The 16,698-nt window shown below is 65.0% G+C and carries 14 protein-coding genes, 2 tRNA genes and 1 pseudogene; 3 read left to right on the top strand and 14 right to left on the bottom strand.

What is annotated here, in order from left to right:
* The first annotated feature begins 20 nt into the window (after positions 1 to 20).
* Positions 21 to 626 carry a DNA-3-methyladenine glycosylase I gene (locus K4G53_RS05270; RefSeq protein ID WP_221384760.1) on the top strand — a complete coding sequence of 202 codons (606 nt, stop codon included), beginning with the start codon at positions 21 to 23 and terminating at the stop codon, positions 624 to 626.
* 209 nt (positions 627 to 835) lie between these two features.
* On the opposite strand, the gene K4G53_RS05265 is transcribed toward K4G53_RS05270, so the two are convergent.
* The 3 genes from K4G53_RS05265 to K4G53_RS05255 form a co-directional block, all read right to left on the bottom strand.
* Positions 836 to 1,246: a carboxymuconolactone decarboxylase family protein gene (locus tag K4G53_RS05265; protein ID WP_221384758.1), complete on the bottom strand. Its 411-nt coding sequence runs from the start codon at positions 1,244 to 1,246 to the stop codon at positions 836 to 838.
* A gap of 600 nt (positions 1,247 to 1,846) precedes the next feature.
* Positions 1,847 to 2,725 carry a rhomboid family intramembrane serine protease gene (locus K4G53_RS05260; protein WP_221384439.1) on the bottom strand — a complete coding sequence of 293 codons (879 nt, stop codon included), beginning with the start codon at positions 2,723 to 2,725 and terminating at the stop codon, positions 1,847 to 1,849.
* Positions 2,726 to 2,734: 9 nt separating this feature from the next.
* The gene (locus tag K4G53_RS05255) at positions 2,735 to 3,280 is read right to left on the bottom strand and encodes a peptidylprolyl isomerase (protein ID WP_221384438.1); all 546 of its coding nucleotides are present in this window, start codon (positions 3,278 to 3,280) and stop codon (positions 2,735 to 2,737) included.
* Between the two features lie 155 nt (positions 3,281 to 3,435).
* Here K4G53_RS05255 and K4G53_RS05250 point away from each other — a divergent pair, with 155 nt between their 5' ends.
* Both K4G53_RS05250 and K4G53_RS05245 read left to right on the top strand, forming a co-directional pair.
* Positions 3,436 to 4,422, top strand: a complete 987-nt coding sequence (locus tag K4G53_RS05250; protein WP_221384437.1) for a hypothetical protein — start codon at positions 3,436 to 3,438, stop codon at positions 4,420 to 4,422.
* A gap of 124 nt (positions 4,423 to 4,546) precedes the next feature.
* Positions 4,547 to 5,392, top strand: coding sequence for a glycosyltransferase family 2 protein (locus K4G53_RS05245; protein ID WP_221384436.1), 846 nt, complete (start codon positions 4,547 to 4,549; stop codon positions 5,390 to 5,392).
* 3 nt (positions 5,393 to 5,395) lie between these two features.
* Here the strand turns inward: K4G53_RS05245 and K4G53_RS05240 are convergent, their stop codons facing one another.
* From K4G53_RS05240 to dnaN, 11 genes and pseudogenes are all read right to left on the bottom strand, one after another.
* The gene (locus tag K4G53_RS05240; RefSeq protein ID WP_221384435.1) at positions 5,396 to 6,337 is read right to left on the bottom strand and encodes a DMT family transporter; all 942 of its coding nucleotides are present in this window, start codon (positions 6,335 to 6,337) and stop codon (positions 5,396 to 5,398) included.
* A gap of 82 nt (positions 6,338 to 6,419) precedes the next feature.
* A tRNA-Ala gene (locus tag K4G53_RS05235) sits at positions 6,420 to 6,495 on the bottom strand.
* Positions 6,496 to 6,567: 72 nt separating this feature from the next.
* A complete protein-coding gene (locus tag K4G53_RS05230; protein ID WP_221384434.1) occupies positions 6,568 to 6,684 on the bottom strand; it encodes a DLW-39 family protein in 117 nt (38 codons plus the stop codon).
* A gap of 71 nt (positions 6,685 to 6,755) precedes the next feature.
* Positions 6,756 to 6,829, bottom strand: a tRNA-Ile gene (locus tag K4G53_RS05225).
* A 97-nt stretch (positions 6,830 to 6,926) separates the two neighbouring features.
* On the bottom strand, positions 6,927 to 7,586 hold the full coding sequence (locus tag K4G53_RS05220; protein ID WP_221384433.1) for a DUF3566 domain-containing protein: 660 nt from the start codon (positions 7,584 to 7,586) through the stop codon (positions 6,927 to 6,929).
* On the bottom strand, positions 7,579 to 10,254 hold the full coding sequence (gyrA, locus tag K4G53_RS05215) for a DNA gyrase subunit A (RefSeq protein ID WP_221384432.1): 2,676 nt from the start codon (positions 10,252 to 10,254) through the stop codon (positions 7,579 to 7,581). Before gyrA ends, K4G53_RS05220 begins: the two co-directional genes overlap by 8 nt.
* A 53-nt stretch (positions 10,255 to 10,307) precedes the next feature.
* Positions 10,308 to 12,392, bottom strand: coding sequence for a DNA topoisomerase (ATP-hydrolyzing) subunit B (gene gyrB / locus K4G53_RS05210; RefSeq protein WP_221384431.1), 2,085 nt, complete (start codon positions 12,390 to 12,392; stop codon positions 10,308 to 10,310).
* A 380-nt stretch (positions 12,393 to 12,772) separates the two neighbouring features.
* The gene (locus K4G53_RS05205) at positions 12,773 to 13,333 is read right to left on the bottom strand and encodes a DUF721 domain-containing protein (RefSeq protein ID WP_221384430.1); all 561 of its coding nucleotides are present in this window, start codon (positions 13,331 to 13,333) and stop codon (positions 12,773 to 12,775) included.
* Positions 13,317 to 14,528, bottom strand: a complete 1,212-nt coding sequence (recF, locus tag K4G53_RS05200) for a DNA replication/repair protein RecF (RefSeq protein ID WP_221384429.1) — start codon at positions 14,526 to 14,528, stop codon at positions 13,317 to 13,319. Before recF ends, K4G53_RS05205 begins: the two co-directional genes overlap by 17 nt.
* Positions 14,529 to 14,573: 45 nt before the next feature.
* A pseudogene (gene gnd, locus K4G53_RS05195) lies at positions 14,574 to 15,500 on the bottom strand (phosphogluconate dehydrogenase (NAD(+)-dependent, decarboxylating)); the annotation flags it as partial.
* A gap of 61 nt (positions 15,501 to 15,561) precedes the next feature.
* Positions 15,562 to 16,686, bottom strand: coding sequence for a DNA polymerase III subunit beta (gene dnaN / locus K4G53_RS05190; RefSeq protein ID WP_221384427.1), 1,125 nt, complete (start codon positions 16,684 to 16,686; stop codon positions 15,562 to 15,564).
* Positions 16,687 to 16,698: the final 12 nt, after the last annotated feature.

The raw sequence follows: 16,698 nt of genomic DNA, 5'->3' as shown, positions 1-16,698 counted from the left end.
CCGCTTCAAGGAGGATCCAACTGGCTCCCGATCCCGTTGGCGTCATTGTGGGCGAGGACGGCCTCGCCCGGCCCGCCTGGGCTTCCACCGATCCCCTCATGCGCGCCTACTACGACCATGAATGGGGCTTGCCCGTCACCGACGAGCAGGGGCTCTACGAACGCATCTGCCTGGAGGGTTTCCAGGCAGGCCTGTCCTGGGCCACCATACTACGCAAGCGCCCTGCCTTCCGCGCCGCGTTCGCGGACTTCGACCCCGAGGCCGTGGCGCGCTATGGCGAAGCGGACGTTGACCGCCTGATGCAGGACGCAGGCATTATCAGGAACCGCCTCAAGATCGCCGCGACGATCAGGAATGCGCAGGCCACGCTCGATCTCCGCGGTGATGGCGGACTGGTGGATTTCGTGTGGAGTTTCCGCCCGGCCAGTACGCCGGCGCCGGTGCTGCCCGCCGACATCCCCACGCAATCCCCGGAATCCATCGCCCTGTCCAAGGCGTTGCGGAAGAGGGGCTTTTCCTTTGTGGGACCCACCACGATGTTTGCCCTGATGGAAGCAGTGGGGATCGTGGATACCCACCTGCTGGCGAGCCACCGGCGCGGATCGTCCGGGATCTGGCCGTCCTGACTGTCCCGCGCGGTCCCAGCCGCCGCGCCCGCCCGGGTTGTCCCCAGCTGTTGGGAAAGTTATCCACATTGTGGAGAACTTTCCGCGGACTCCGGCATCCCTCCCGCCGCCCGGCCTGCCACCGACCCGGCAAGGGAAACCTGCCCCCGCCATGCGGTTATTAACAGTGTGGAATACCTGTGGATAAGGCAGGTTCTGCGCCCCGAAGCTCAGGGACGGTTGCGCCGGACCGGGTGGTGGCTGGTGATGGAGACCCGATTGAAGGCATTCATGGTCACGGCCAGCCAACTCACTGCGGAATACTCCTCGGCGGAAAGGCACTCGCGGGCGAACGCCTCCTCCCGTTCCCTGGACTGCTGGTCCGGCAGCTCCGTAATGCTTTCCACGAGGGCCAGCGCAGCCCGCTCCCTGTCCGTGAACAAGGCCGTGTCCCGCCATGCCGGCAGCACCGCCAGCCGCTGCGCCGTCTCGCCGGCCTCGCTGGCCTTGCGGACATGGAGGTCCAGGCAGTAGGCGCAGCCGTTGATCTGCGAAATGCGCACGTTGAGGAGTTCCAGCAGACCGCTGCCAATGCCTGCCTCTTCTGCGGCTCCCTGCACCTGAAGTCCCAGTGCACTCATGGCCTTCCACAAGGTCGGGTGCTGCTTGTCGAGATAGAGGTGCTCGGTTGTGCGCGTCACGGCGGTCCTTCGTGTCGATCCTGAGGTGGCAGGTAACCATCTTAGGATCTCGCCCGTCCCGGATGGGGAACGCTTATCCACTTACCAACATCGCAATACCCACAACTTATCCACAGCTGTGGGAAACCTCGGGGAAAGAGCGCACCCCGTGCGGTTCCTGCCTAGTCCTGCGGCATCTTTGCCCGGGCTAACTACAGGGCTGTGAGTTATTAACGGTGTGCATAACATGTTGAAAGGGACCTCGGTACAGGGCAGAACGTCCCTGATCTTCCGTTCACACGGGGGAATATCCACATCCCTGGGCCGAACCGCCGGTTTATCCACTTACGCACACCGGTATCCCCACAGGTTATCCACAGATGTGGAAAAAACGCCTGGTGCTGGAGACGCCAGCACGCCCCGCCGCGGATCAGGGCCAGAACCTTCAAGAACTACAGGCATGTAAGTTATTAACACTGTGGAAAACAGCTGTGGAAAACGAAAACCCCAGTACCTTCGGGTACCGGGGTCATGCGTGGGGCCGAAGCCGCCGGGGAAATGCTAGAGGGTTACGCGGACCCAGCTCACCGCGACGAGCAGCGCCAGGAGCGCTGCGACGCCGAGGGCCTGGATAAGTCCCTGCCTGCGGCCGCGCGGGGTATAGGCAAAGACCGCGGCGCACAGGCCGCCTGCAATCAGGCCGCCCAAGTGCGCCTGCCAGGCGATCTGGGGGATCAGGAAGCCGATGACTCCGTTGATGGCAATGAGTACCCAGAGCTGGCGCGTGTCCCCGCCGCGGTGGCGCTGGATGAGGAGCATGGCACCAAACAGGCCGAAGATCGCTCCGGACGCACCCACCACTCCATACAATGGCTGGCCGGGTGCATAAAGCGGTGTGAGGAGCAGATAGCCCACTGAGCCGCCAAATGCCGACACCAGGTAGAGCACCAGGAACCGCAGCCGCCCCAGGAGCGGCTCCAGAGCCTGGCCGAACACCCAGAGCATGTACATGTTGAGGGCGATGTGCAGGATGAAGCCCTGCGAATGCAGGAAGGCAGAGGTCAGCATCCGCCAGGGCTCGAACTCGCCCCAGCGCGGCTCCGCGTACACGTTCGCGAAGCCCAAACTCTGGTAGATCGCATCATTTGGAACCAGCCACTGCAGCACGTACAGCACCGCGCAGGCGGCAATGATGCCGAACGTCACCAAAGGCCGGCCCGTGGCGACGGCGCCGCCATAGACCGTCCGTACCTCCGGCGTCGTCCGCTGCGTTTCGTTGACGCAGTCAATGCACTGGAATCCGACGGCGGCCGCCCGCTGGCACTCGGGGCATGCCGGCCTGCCGCAACGCTGGCAGCGCACGTACGAGGGCCGGTCCGGGTGCCGCGGGCACACCGGAACCTGGGCGGACGGCTCAGCCGACGGAATTCCGTAACTCATGCCCGGACGTTACAGCTTTTCGATGTCGATGCTGTTGATGGTGACGTCCTCGACGGGACGGTCGCCCATGCCGGTACGGACACCCTCGATTGCGTCCACTACCTTCTTGGATTCATCGTCAGCCACTTCACCGAAGATGGTGTGCTTGCCCTGGAGCCAGTCCGTGGGGATGGTGGTGATGAAGAACTGTGACCCGTTGGTTCCCTTGCCCATCTGGATGCCGGCGTTGGCCATGGCCAGCTTGTAGGGCTGGTTGAAGCTGAGCTCCGGGTGGATTTCGTCATCGAAGCGGTAGCCGGGTCCGCCCGTACCGCGGCCCAGGGGATCGCCGGCCTGGATCATGAAGTCCTTGATGATCCGGTGGAAGATCGTCCCGTTGTACAACGGGGTTCCGGTCTTGTCCTCGCCGGTCTCCGGGTGGGTCCACGCCTGCTCGCCGGTGGCGAGGCCGATGAAGTTCTTGACCGTCTTGGGGGCGTGGTTCCCGAACAGGTTAACCACGATGTCGCCGAGGCTGGTGTGGATGGTTGCTTTTGCAGTTGCGATGGCAGTCATAGGGCCCATTCTTCCATGGCACCTATGGGCAGGGCTGGCTGCGGCAGCAGTTCCGCGCTGGGTGAAATCTCCCTAAAATCCGCCGAGTGAATAGCCCGTGAAGATCTGGACACGTAGGCTAGCGACAGAACCGTCACATTAATCGGGAGGTAGTTGTGAAGAAATCGGATCGTATTGCCCGTGACCTTGAGCAGTCGGTCACCAGTGCGGTGGAAAATGCCAAGGATTGGGCGGCTCCGCGCGTGGAAGCCGCCGTGGAGTGGGCGGTTCCGCGGCTCCAGCATGGCCTGGATACCGCCTCTCCCAAGATCCAGGAAGGGCTCAAGTCCGCGGCGCACAACCTGGCTGACGGCGTGGCCACGGTGACGCCGCGTATCCAGGACGGGCTGGCCCACCTGGCCCCCAGGATCAATGACGTTGTGGAGGGCGCATCGCCCAGGCTGCACGAAGCCCTGGACAAGGCAACCCCGGCTGTCCTCAACGCCCGTGACCGTGTGGTGGTGGAATACCTGCCCCGTCTCTCGGACCAGATCGGTGCCGCTTCGGAGGCAGTGCACCGCACCCTTGAGAACACACCGGCCCGGGTGGACGCAGTGGCGCAGAAGCTGGGCGACGTGGGACTCATCCATGCCCTCCAGGAACAGGCCCAGGCCACCGGCACCCAGCTGAAGGCAGCTGCCACCGAGGCAGGCCGGACCGTCGGCGTTCAGCTTGCCCAGCCCGAAAAGCCCAAGAAGCGCGGCTGGCTGGTCTTCGGTGTCGTCGCTGCGGCAGTTGCGGCCGGCGTGGCCGCGTGGAAGGCCTCTAAGCCGGTGGAAGACCCGTGGAAGACCCCCTCGCCCGTCACCCCGACGCCCGCTCCGGTGCCGGCCACCACTGTCAGCGACGTGAAGGAAGACACGGCCGGAACCGCTGACAAAGCCGGAACTGCTGCCGGTGCTGCTGCCGGTGCTGCTGCTGACAAGGCCACTGACGCCGCCGATGCCACCACGGAGAAGTCCACCGAAACCGCTGACAAGGCAAAGCACGTGGCAGAGGATGCAGCCGAGGGCACCTCTGACGTAGCCACCGACGCCAAGACGGCCACCAGGAACATCGCTTCCAAAATCGGCAACAACGACAAGGGCACCAGCGAAGCCTAGTCACCGCTACTGCCAGGGGGCTCCGCTTCGGCGGGGCCCCTTTTGCGTGCCTGCGCTTCGCCGGCGGGAAAGGCGCGGATGCTAGATTTGAACTGATGCCAGCCAACCTAACTCTGGGGATGCCTTGAACGACGCAGCCGTGCAGCTCCGCGTATCCATCGTCATCCCGGCGTACAACGAGGAGAGCGTCATCCGGCAGTGCCTCATCGCTGCCATATACCAGTCCGTTCCGGCCCACGAGATCATCGTGGTGGACAACCTCTCCAAGGACCGCACCGCCGCCATTGTCCGGCAAATGCAGCTCGAGTACCCCGAGAGCCGCATCCTCCTGCTGAGCCAGGACAAGGAACAGGGCCTGATTCCCACCCGCAACTTCGGCCTGGACAGTGCCACCGGCGACATCCTGGGCCGCATCGACGCCGACTCCGTCCTGGAGCCGGACTGGGTGGAGCAGGTGCAGAAGGCCTTCGCGGACCCCGCCGTCCAGGCTGCCACCGGCCCGGTGGTCTACTACGACATGCCGATGCGCCGATTCGGCCTCAAAGCGGACGACAAAATGCGCCAGCTCATGCTGAAGCTGGCCAAGCACCAGTACCACTTCCTGTTCGGCTCCAACATGGCCCTGCGCGCCAGTGCGTGGGAGGCCATCAGGGACGAGACCTGCCGGGACGAGAAGGACGAGATGCACGAGGACATCGATTTGTCCCTGCACCTGGCCGACCACGACCTTCCGGTCCGCTACTGCCCGCAAATGGTCTCCGGCATGTCTGCACGGCGGCTGGAGGATTCACCGCGCGATTACCGCTATTACGTCACACGGTTCGACCGGACGTACAAGGCCCATAACGTCCGGAAGATGGCGCTGAAGGCCCCCATGGTGGTGTTCTTCTCGGTGTACTTCCCGGCCAAGCTCCTGCGCGCAATCCACACCGTCAATACGGCGCAGCCCGTCCGCCGCGGCGGACAGTAGCCTTCAGTCCGTACCGAGCTCCACAAGCGGGCGGTCCGACGGCGGTTCTTCCCCGGGTGCCGTTCCGCGCCTGTTGCCCCTGCGGCTCCTTTGCCCAAGAACGACGACGGCGAGTCCAGCCAGGATCAGGCCGAGTCCGGCGTAGGTGCCCGCAGGGAGTGTCTCGTGCAGGAACAGGGCGGCGAGCAGCGCAGCGCCCGGGATTTCGAGCAGGATGATCATCGAAACGAGAAGCGGGCTCATGGTGGCCAGCAGGTGGTTGAATGCGGTGTGGCCCACCAGTTGGGCACAGACAGTGATCGCCGCGATGCCCAGCCAGCCAGCGGCCTCGAAGCCCGCCAGCGGCTGCCCTGACAGTACAGCCAGGACCGCAACGAAGGCGGCGCACATTCCGTAGCAGAGCGTGGTGTACGTCCCCGTGGTCATGCTCTGCCGGGCTTTGCCACCCGCCAGGGTGTAGAGGCCCGCCAGGGCACCGCCCGCCAAGGCCAGCAGGTCGCCCAGCAGCGCCTGGGACGAGGAGCCAAGGTCGAACCCGGTGATGGCGAGCACGCCGCCGAAGGCGATGCCCAGGCCCGCCAGGACCTGCCAGCGGTGCCGGGTCCCTCGGATGAGCTGGAAGACCGCGATCCAGGCTGACTGGAGGCAGACCAGGGCTGTGGCAGCAGCAACGGAGGTCAGTTGCAGGGAGGTGATGAAGCAGGCGAAGTGCAGGGCCAGGGCGATGGCGGCCACGAAGGACCAGCGGAACTCGCGGCGGTTGATCCTGCGGAACTGTCCCGGCTCCCGCACCAGGGTTGGAGTGGCCATGACGGCCGCCGCGATGGCGTTGCGCCAGAAGGCGATGGCGAGGGCGCTCACACTGGTGGCGCCGAGGGTGGCGGCGATCAACGGGCCGGACGAAGCAACGCCGAGGACTCCGAGGGCCGCGAAGAAGAAGTTCATTGCATAACCCCTGTTGGCCGGCCCGGTGGGAGATGGAAAGCAAAAGTCCCGGCCCGCGTTTCCGCTGACCGGGACTTTCCTATGGTGGAGGCACGGGGACTCGAACCCCGAACCCCCTGCTTGCAAAGCAGGTGCGCTACCAATTGCGCCATGCCCCCATAAGAAGCAACCCGTCCATCATACCCTGAATCCTGGAGGCCTTTGACCAGCTCCCAAGCCGGGTATCCGGCCTAGTCCACCGTGTCGGTCGACTGGCTCCAGACTGTTTTCCGGGCTTCGGATTCCTGTGCCTTCCGGTAGAGCAGGACGCCTGCGATCGCCGCTGCTACTACAAGCAACTTCTTCACATGCTCCCCGTTCCGGCCGGGCCACGGACGAATCCGAACCTGACCTCCGTTTGAAACCTGCACAGGTTCCGTGGGCGTACCAGGACTTGAACCTGGGACCTCTTCGTTATCAGCGAAGCGCTCTAACCGCCTGAGCTATACGCCCCGATGCCTCATCGGGCCGAGACATGACTTTACAGCACATCCCGGCCCGATCTCAAATCGGGCGGTTCCACCGGCCGTGGACCGGTGGAACCGGACTCCTAATCGTCGGTGAGGGTCACGCCGATGCCACCCACCAGGGTGGCCGCGATGTTGTAAAGAACCGCGGACAGCATGGACAGCGCCGTCAGCAGGACTACGTTGACGACGGCAATGATGGTGGCGAAGGATGCCACCTGACCCAGGGACGCCACCTTCTTCAGCTCAAAGCCTCCGCTTTCGGATCCGGCCAGCGTTCCGAGCAGGCTGTCCACCTGGTCGAAGATGCCTGTCAGGTCCAGGACCGTCCACAGGACGATGGCGGCCACCACGGTAACGATCCCCAGAGCCACGGAGAGCAGGAACGCCATCTTCAGGACTGACCACGGATCCACCTTGCTGATCAGCAGCCGGGCCCGGCGGACCTTGGCCTTCGGCGCAGGCTTAACAAGCCCCGGAGTGCCCTGGCCGGTGCTTCCCTGGCCGGAGGGCGCTCCCGCGGGGCGCTGTCCTGCCGCCGGCGGGCGGTGGCCGGGCTGGACGGGGCGCTCACCCTGCTGCGGCCGCTGTGCCGGCGCAGCCGGACGCTGGCCGGGTACACCCGCAGGGGCTGCCGGACGCTGCTGCGGGCGGACGGGGGCGTTCACGCGGGGTGCCGCTGAGGGCCGGTCCCCACCGGGAACGGTGCTGTTCGGCTTGGGAAATGAGTCGGAATTACTCACTCGTTACCTCCGTGTTGTCTTCGTTCGGCTCAGCGTCGCCCGAGGCGTCCTCTGACTCAACGGCCGGTGATTCTTCTGCCATTGCTGGCGCGGCGGAGTCCCCAGCGGGCCCGCCATCTTCAGCCAACGTTACGTCATCGCCGGACGATTCCTCGTCCTCGAGGCCGCGTTCGCTGTTGCGCGCCACCTCGATGATCCGGTCGTTCTTGTCCGGCTTCGCGAAGATGACGCCCATGGTGTCACGTCCCTTGGCGGGCACCCCGGCGACGGAAGAGCGGACAACCTTGCCGCCTTCCATGACGACCAGGACCTCGTCTTCTTCCTGGACGATCAGGGCGCCCACCAGGTCGCCACGTTCCTCCGCAAGCTTGGCAACCTTGATGCCCAGCCCGCCGCGGCCCTGCAGCCGGTATTCCTCCACCGCAGTGCGCTTGGCATAGCCGCCCTCGGTGACGATGAAGACGAAGGAACCGTCAGTCACCACGTTGGCAGCGAGCAGTTCGTCGTCCTCACGGAACTTCATGCCGGTGACGCCCGATGTCGCCCGCCCCATGGGGCGCAGCGCGTCCTCGCTCGCGGTGAAGCGGATGGACTGCCCCTTGCGGGACACCAGCAGCAGGTCGTCGGTTTCCGAGACCAGCTGGGCGGAGACCAGTTCGTCGCCGTCGCGCAGGTTGATGGCGATGACCCCGGCGGAGCGGTTGGTGTCGTAGTCCTCCAGCCGGGTCTTCTTCACCAGCCCGTTCTTGGTGGCCAGGACAAGGTACGGCGCCTGCTGGTAGTCCCGGAGGTCCAGGACCTGGGCGATGTGTTCGTCGGGCTGGAATGCCAGCAGGTTGGCAACGTGCTGGCCCTTGGCGTCGCGGCCCGCCTCCATCAGCTCGTACGCCTTGGCGCGGTACACGCGTCCGAGGTTGGTGAAGAACAGCAGCCAGTGGTGCGTGGTGGTGACGAAGAAGTGCTCCACGACGTCGTCGCCGCGCAGCTGGGCACCCTTGATGCCCTTGCCGCCGCGCTGTTGCGAACGGTAGTTGTCGCTGCGGGTCCTCTTGACGTAGCCGCCGCGGGTGATGGTGACCACCATCTCCTCTTCGGGGATGAGGTCCTCCATGGACATGTCTCCGTCATAGCCCATGAGGATCTTCGTGCGGCGGTCGTCGCCGTGCTTTTCGACGATCTCACCGAGTTCGGTGCTGATGATCCCGCGCTGGCGCTGCTCCGAAGCGAGGATCTCCTTGTATTCGGCGATCAGGGCTTCGAGTTCGGCATGCTTTTCCTGGATGCGCTGGCGTTCCAGCGCGGCGAGCCGGCGCAGCTGCATGTCAAGGATGGCCCGCGCCTGCAGCTCATCGATGTCCAGCAGCTCCATCAGTCCGTCACGGGCGGTCTCGGTGGTGCTGGATGCACGGATGAGGGCAATAACCTCGTCCAGCATGTCCAGTGCCTTCAGCAGGGCGCGGAGGATGTGTGCTTCCTCCTCCGCCTTCCGCAGCCGGTACCGGGTGCGGCGGGCGATGACGTCCATCTGGTGCGTCACCCAGTGGCGGATGAACGCGTCCAGGCTCAGGGTCCGGGGCACGCCGTCCACGATGGCCAGCATGTTCGCGGAGAAGTTGCTCTGGAGTTCGGTGTGCTTATAGAGGTTGTTGAGCACCACCTTGGGCACGGCGTCGCGCTTCAGTACGATCACCAGGCGCTGGCCGGTGCGGCCCGAAGTCTCATCGCGGAGATCGGCGATGCCCTGGATCTTGCCGTCCTTGACCAGTTCGGCGATCTTGATGGCCAGGTTGTCCGGGTTGGCCTGGTACGGAAGTTCGGTCACCACGAGGCAGGTGCGGCCCTGCAGTTCCTCGACGGCCACCACGGCACGCATGGTGACCGAACCGCGGCCGGTGCGGTAGGCGTCCTCGATGCCCTTGTGGCCCAGGATGGTGGCACCGGTGGGGAAATCAGGTCCCTTGACCCGGAGCAGGAGTTCCTCGAGCAGCTCCTCGCGGGTGGCGCCCGGATTGGCCAGGTACCACTGGACGCCGTCGGCCACTTCGCGCAGGTTATGCGGCGGGATGTTGGTGGCCATGCCCACGGCGATGCCGGAGGAACCGTTGACCAGCAGGTTGGGGAACCTGGCGGGCAGGATGGTGGGTTCCTGGTTCTTGCCGTCGTAGTTGTCCTGGAAATCGACGGTTTCCTCGTCGATGTCGCGGACCATCTCCATGGCCAGCGGGGCCATCTTGGTTTCGGTGTACCGGGGGGCGGCCGCACCGTCGTTGCCGGGGGACCCGAAGTTGCCCTGGCCCAGCGCCAGCGGGTAGCGCATGGTCCAGTCCTGGATGAGGCGCACCAGGGCGTCGTAAATCGCCGTGTCGCCGTGCGGGTGGTACTGGCCCATGACCTCGCCCACCACGCGGGCGCATTTGTTGAAGGAGCGGTCGGGCCGGTAGCCGCCATCGAACATTGCGTACAGGACGCGGCGGTGTACGGGCTTCAGGCCGTCGCGGACGTCGGGAAGGGCTCGTCCGACGATGACCGCCATGGCGTAGTCCAGGTAGGACCGCTGCATTTCCGTCTGCAGGTCCACCTGCTCCACGCGGTCGATCAGCACGTCGCCCTCAAGAACGGTGTCCGGATCCCCGGCGGGGGCGGGGGTCTCGGGTGTTTCGTCGCTCATTATGTACTTTCCGTTTCAGGTATATGCCGGATTCCGAATACTTAGGCGGGGCCTTAGATGTCGAGGAACCTGACGTCCTTGGCGTTCTGCTGGATGAAGTTACGGCGTGATTCCACGTCTTCGCCCATGAGGACGGAGAAGATCTGGTCGGCTGCGAGGGCGTCGTCCATGGTTACCTGCAGCAGCGTGCGGTGGTCCGGATCCATGGTGGTGTCCCAGAGCTCGGTGTAGTCCATCTCGCCCAGGCCCTTGTAGCGCTGGATGCCGTTGTCCTTGGGGATGCGGCGGCCCGCCGCCTGGCCAGCCACCAGTTTCGCGTCGCGTTCGCGGTCGCTGTAGACGTAGTCGTGCGGGGCATTGGACCACTTGATCCGGTACAGCGGCGGCTGCGCCAGATACACGTAGCCGTTCTCAATCAGGGGACGCATGTAGCGGAACAGCAAGGTCATCAGCAAAGTCGTGATGTGCTGGCCATCCACGTCGGCATCGGCCATCAGGACGATCTTGTGGTAGCGCAGCTTGGCAAGGTCGAAGTCCTCTCCAATGCCGGTGCCGAAGGCGGTGATCATCGACTGGACCTCGGCGTTGCCCAAGGCTTTGTCCAGCCGGGCACGCTCCACGTTCAGGATCTTGCCTCGCAGCGGCAGGATGGCCTGTGTTTCCGGGTTCCGGCCACGCTTGGCGGATCCGCCGGCCGAGTCACCCTCCACGATGTAGACCTCGCACTTCTCCGGGTCCTTGGAGGAGCAGTCGGAGAGCTTGCCTGGCATGCCAAAGGACTCCAGCGGGCTCTTGCGCCGGGCGTTGTCGCGGGCTTTCCGTGCCGCCATCCTGGCCTGGGCGGCGGAAATGGCTTTGCGGATCACGTCCCGGGCGGGGCCGGGGTTGCGCTCCAGCCAGTCACCCAGGCCGTCGGTGACCACGCGCTGGACAAAGCCCTTCACCTCGGAATTGCCCAGCTTGGTCTTGGTCTGGCCCTCGAACTGCGGCTCGGACAGCTTGACCGAGATGACAGCGGTCAGGCCTTCGCGGATGTCGTCACCGGTGAGGTTGTCGTCCTTCTCCTTGATAATGCCCTTTTCCCGGGCGTACCTGTTGATGAGGGACGTCAGGGCGGCGCGGAAACCCTCTTCGTGGGTCCCGCCCTCATGGGTATTAATGGTGTTGGCGTAGGTGTGCACGCTCTCGGAGTAGGCGCTGGTCCACTGCATTGCCATTTCCAGGGCGATGCGGCGCTCGGTGTCCTCAGTTTCGAAGGCGATGACGTCCTCGTGGACAACCTCCACCTTCTTGCCGGAGTTCAGGTGCTTGACGTAGTCCAGGAGGCCTTCGTTGTACTGGTACACCACGGTGCGGTGTTCGGCCTTGACCTCACCCTCGGTGACCAGCTCGTCAAGGTCGAGATCGGCGTCTGCCTCGTCGGTGGCCGGGTCGCGTTCATCCGTGAGGGTGATGCGCAGGCCCTTGTTGAGGAATGCCATCTGCTGGAAGCGGGCGCGCAGCGTCTCGAAATCGAACTCGGTGCTCTCGAAGATGGCCGGATCCGGGTAGAAAACCTGGGTGGTGCCGGTGGCGTCCGTCTCTTCGCCCTTGACCAGGCTGCCCTGGGGCTTTCCGCCGTTGGCGAAGGACATCCGCCACACGTGCCCCTGCCGGCGGACTTCCGTGTCCACCCGGCTGGAAAGTGCGTTGACGACGGAGATGCCCACACCGTGCAGGCCGCCGGAGACAGCGTAGCCGCCGCCGCCGAACTTGCCGCCGGCGTGCAGGATGGTCATCACCACTTCGACAGTGGGTTTGTGCTCTGTGGGGTGCATGTCCACTGGAATCCCGCGGCCATCATCGACTACCTTGACGCCGCCATCAGCCTGCAGCACTACTTCGATATGGCTGCAGTAACCGGCCAAGGCCTCGTCAACGGAGTTGTCCACCACTTCGTAGACCAGGTGGTGGAGGCCACGGGGTCCGGTGGAGCCGATGTACATGCCGGGCCGTTTCCGGACAGCTTCGAGGCCTTCCAGGACAGTGATGTCACTGGCGCCGTACTCCCGGGGAGTTGGGGATCCCGCCGTATCGGGGGTGCGGCCATCCTCAACTGCGGTTTCAGCTGCCAGAATGTCTGTATTGTCGTTAGCCACAGGCGCTGTCGACTCCTCTGTTCTCGATGATGGCCGGCCGGTGTTTCCCCTCCACACGGAAAGGCCACCCGCCAACAGGCACAAACTTATGGCGCCGGTGACTCGCTGACGGTTTTGGTGGTCCACTCTCCGCGTGCGGATACGCGCGGAAAACGGACTCAGTCAACGTTTTACCCGCGCCCAGTTATCTGCGACAATTCTACCGCGAACAGCCCGATATCCCCGCATTCCGGGGCCGTGGGCGGCCGCCAACATGGCTGTCCGAGGCTCTGGGGCGCGCCTAGGGCGGCCCAGCGGTGGGGTCTCCGGGTGCCTATACACGCTCCGGGCCTTGCAGGCCTCTACACGCCGTTGGGCGCAGTTTCAAGACCCGGCAATGTTTATCCGTACGTGTCCCGCGGGCCACGGCCATTGACGCTGCGCCCACCCTTGCGCCAGCTGGGTGCCGCCGGACCCAATACCTGGATGGTGGTCACGACGCCGTCGCCCAGCTCACGGCGGAACTTCTCCAGCAGGCTGGTGCTAAGCAGCCTCAGTTGCGTCGCCCAGGCGGTGGAGTCGCAGCGCACGTGCAGCGTGGTGCCGGTAAAGCTTTCGGGCGTGCAGTGCGCGGAGATGTCCGGACCCACCAAAGTGGCCCACTCGGCCATGACGGATCCGACGGCGACTGGTGAGGACCAGCCCCGCTCGGCCACCAGGCGGCCCACAACCTTGCCCAGTCCCAGCGGGTCCCGGCCCGAGGCATGGAATTGACTGAAGCCGCGGGTATCACGGATCCCGCGCTTAGCTTTTTGTGATCCCGGGCCCGGCGCCTTCCGGCGGATTTCCCCGCGTGCGGCGGCAGCCTCCCGTACCCTGTTGAGCGCAGCCTGCGGGGCGTCGATGTTGTCAGGTTCGCGGCCCGGCTGCAGTCCGCCGGACGCGTTACTGTCCCTGCTCATCGATACCTCCCGGGATGACCTTCACCCGCCGCCCGGACAGTTCTTCCGGAATGTCGGCGTCGACGGCGGCGGTCACCAGGACCTGTTCCGCGCCGGAGACTATAGCCGCCAGTTTACGCCGCCGCTGCACATCCAGCTCGGCAAAGACGTCGTCGAGGATCAGGATGGGCGCGGAACCGCCGGTCCGGGCATCGTCGAGCATCACGTAGTAGGACGCCAGCCGAAGGGAAAGGCACATGGACCAGGTTTCGCCGTGGGAGGCGTAACCTTTCGCGGGTGCCTGGCCAAGCGTCAGTTCCAGGTCGTCGCGGTGCGGCCCCACAAGCGAAATGCCGCGTTCAAGTTCCTTTTTTCGGGAGTCGGCGAAGGCCTGGACATACCTCCCGGTCAGCTGCTCAACCGAGAGGAGCCGAAGGTCTTCCTTTTCGCTGGACGCACCCGCAACGGCGGTGCGCGTGGCACCTCCGGTTGGAACGCCGTCGTCGTCCATCTGGTTCTGGAGCGTGGACCGGTAGGTGGCGTCAGCGGGCTTGGACTCATCCGTCAACCCGGCATAGGCGCGCGCGAGGTGCGGCCGCAGCCGCTCCACCAGTTCAAGGCGTGCATGCAGCAATTCCGCACCGGCTTTGGCCATGTGCTGGTCCCAGACATCCAGGGTTGCCTCGTGCGCGGACGTGAATTTCCCGGCCCTGGCCGACTTGAGCAGGGCGTTGCGCTGTTTCAGGACCCGGTCGTAGTCCGCGCGGGTGGCAGCGTGGTGCGGGATGAGGCTGGCGAGCAGTTCGTCAAGGAAACGGCGGCGGTTGGAGGGATCCCCCTTGACCAGGGCCAGGTCTTCAGGGGCGAAAAGCACAGTCTGGCAGATGCCGAGAAGGTCGCGTGCCCGGACCGGGTTGCTGCGGTTAATGCGTCCCCGGTTGGCGCGGCCGGCGTTGATTTCGAGTTCAAGCACCGTGGTCTGGGTGCCGCGCACCAGCCGGGCGCGGACGAGTGCCCGCTCCGTGCCAAACCGCAGGAGGGGGGCGTCCGAGCTGACGCGGTGGGAGCTGAGCGTGGCCAGGTAGCCGATGGCTTCCATGAGGTTGGTCTTGCCGATGCCGTTGTAGCCCACCAGGACCGTCACGCCGGGGCCCAGGGCGAGGTCGACCTGGGCGTAGCTGCGGAAGTCGGTCAGGGAGAGGTGTTCCAGATACACGGAGATTTCGGCAATTCTGGGGGCGTCGGACGCCCCCGGTGGGTACTACTTGGCGGGACGGGTGGCATGGCCACCGAACTGGTGGCGCAGCGCAGACACCATCTTCATGGCAGGCGAGGTGTCTTCCCGGGACGCGAACCGTGCGAACAGCGCGGCGGTGATGGCCGGTGCCGGAACAGCGTTGGCAATGGCCTCTTCAACAGTCCAGCGACCTTCACCGGAGTCCTCCACGTAGTCGTCGATGGACGCCAGGCCTGGGTCCTCGTCGAGGGCCTTCACCATGAGGTCAAGCAGCCAGGACCGCACAACCGTTCCTTTCTGCCAGGCACGGAAGGTTCCCGGAAGGTCGGTGACGATGTCCTTGGCTGCAAGCAGCTCGTATCCTTCGGCGTATGCCTGCATCAGCCCGTATTCGATGCCGTTGTGCACCATCTTGGCGTAGTGCCCGGCGCCGATGCCGCCGACGTGCACAAAGCTGTCCGCCCGTTCGCCCTCCGGACGCAGGGCATCAAAAACGGGCAGCGCGCGTTCAATGTCCGCTGCGTCCCCGCCGGCCATCAGGCCATAGCCGTTCTGCAGTCCCCAGACCCCGCCGGACACACCGCAGTCCGCGAAGCGGATGCCCTTGGCCGTGAGCAGTTCGCCGTGTTTCTGGTCTTCGGTGAAGCGGGAATTTCCGCCGTCGATGACGAGGTCGCCCGGTTCCAGTTTTTCGCTGAGTTCGGTGATGACGGCGTCCGTAATCGGGCCGGAAGGGACCATCACCCAGACGATTCTGGGCGCCGGGACCGCGGAAATCAGCTCATCCACGCTGGCGGCATCGGTGACGTCGGGGTTCCGGTCGTAGCCGGTGACCTCCACACCGCCCTTGCGCAGCCGTTCGCGCATGTTGAATCCCATTTTTCCTAGGCCAATCAGTCCAATGTGCATGGGTGGAACTCTTTCCTGCGCTGGTTGGGAAGGGAGCCGATGGGTGGGCCCCTATCGGCGAGGGGCCCGGCCTGAGCTTGCGAAGGCTGGGAGCCGATGGGGACTAGTTGGGCAGGCGGACGGGCATCACCAGGTAGCGGTAGTCATCCTGGTCTTCGCCGTCGGCATCAGCCTGTGCCGTGATCATCGCCGGCTTGGGTGCGGTGGTGAACGAGAACCGGACGAATTTGGTTTCGATCACGCTGAGGCCTTCCACCAGGTAGTGCGGGTTGAAGGCCACCGTGATGTCGTCCCCGGAAAGCTGTGCTTCCAGCTCTTCAGAGGCCTGGGCATCTTCGCCCGTGCCGGCGTCCAGGTTCAGCAGGCCGGCTGTGAAGGCGAGCCGGACGGGGGTGTTCCGTTCGGCCACCAGCGAGACACGGCGGACGGCCTCTACCAGTTCCTGGGTCTGCACGGTGGCGTGGATGGGTGTCGATTCGGGGAAGAGCGACCGGATCTTGGGGTAATCACCGTCCACCAGCAGGGAGGTGGTGGTCCGGCCGCCGCTTTCGAATCCGATTAGCCGGCTGTCGTCATCGGACAGGGCGAGGCTGATGTCGCCGCTGTTGCCCAGGGTCTTGGCGACTTCGTTGAGGGTTTTTGCCTTGACCAGGGCGCTGGTGGAAACGCCGGGAGTGACGGGCTTCCACGGCACTTCCCGCATCGCGAGCCGGTAGCGGTCCGTGGCGAGGAGGGTGATCAGGTCGTCCTCGATCTCCATCCGCACACCGGTGAGGATCGGAAGGGTGTCGTCCTTGCTGGCGGCGATGATCACCTGCGACACGGCCTGGGCGAAGGCATCGCCCGGAACCGTTCCGCTGATGGCGGGGAGCGCGGGCAGCGGAGGGTATTCCGCCTCGGGCATGGTGGCGAGGTGGAAACTGCTTCGGCGGCAGGTGAGGGTGACCTTGTTGCCGTCGGTTTCGACGTCGACGGGTGCTGAAGGCAGGCTGCGGCAGATGTCGGCGAGGAGTCGTCCGGAGACGAGGATGGTGCCTTCGTCACGGATGTCCGCGGCTATCTCAAGGCGCGCGGACGTTTCGTAATCGAAGCTGGAAAGGCTGACGGTTCCGGCTTCGGCCTTGAGGAGGAGGCCGGAAAGGACTGGCACCGGCGGCCGCGGAGACAAGGAACGGGCTGTCCAGGTAACGGCTTCTGCCAGGACGTCCCGATCGACTCTGAACTTCACGGAAGGGTGCCG

It is taken from the genome of Arthrobacter sp. MAHUQ-56, from assembly GCF_019710585.1.
GTDB lineage: Bacteria > Actinomycetota > Actinomycetes > Actinomycetales > Micrococcaceae > Arthrobacter.
The sequence above is the reverse complement of the archived record's forward strand: the minus strand, read 5'-3'. Positions and strand labels throughout refer to the sequence as shown.

Excerpts from the sequence above, each read along its gene's own strand:
- K4G53_RS05265 (WP_221384758.1), bottom strand. The coding sequence starts at position 1,246 with ATGAGTGCACTGGGACTTCAGGTGCAGGGAGCCGCAGAAGAGGCAGGC.
- K4G53_RS05260 (WP_221384439.1), bottom strand. The coding sequence starts at position 2,725 with ATGAGTTACGGAATTCCGTCGGCTGAGCCGTCCGCCCAGGTTCCGGTG.
- K4G53_RS05255 (WP_221384438.1), bottom strand. The coding sequence starts at position 3,280 with ATGACTGCCATCGCAACTGCAAAAGCAACCATCCACACCAGCCTCGGC.
- K4G53_RS05240 (WP_221384435.1), bottom strand. The coding sequence starts at position 6,337 with ATGAACTTCTTCTTCGCGGCCCTCGGAGTCCTCGGCGTTGCTTCGTCC.
- gyrA (WP_221384432.1), bottom strand. The coding sequence starts at position 10,254 with ATGAGCGACGAAACACCCGAGACCCCCGCCCCCGCCGGGGATCCGGAC.
- K4G53_RS05205 (WP_221384430.1), bottom strand. The coding sequence starts at position 13,333 with ATGAGCAGGGACAGTAACGCGTCCGGCGGACTGCAGCCGGGCCGCGAA.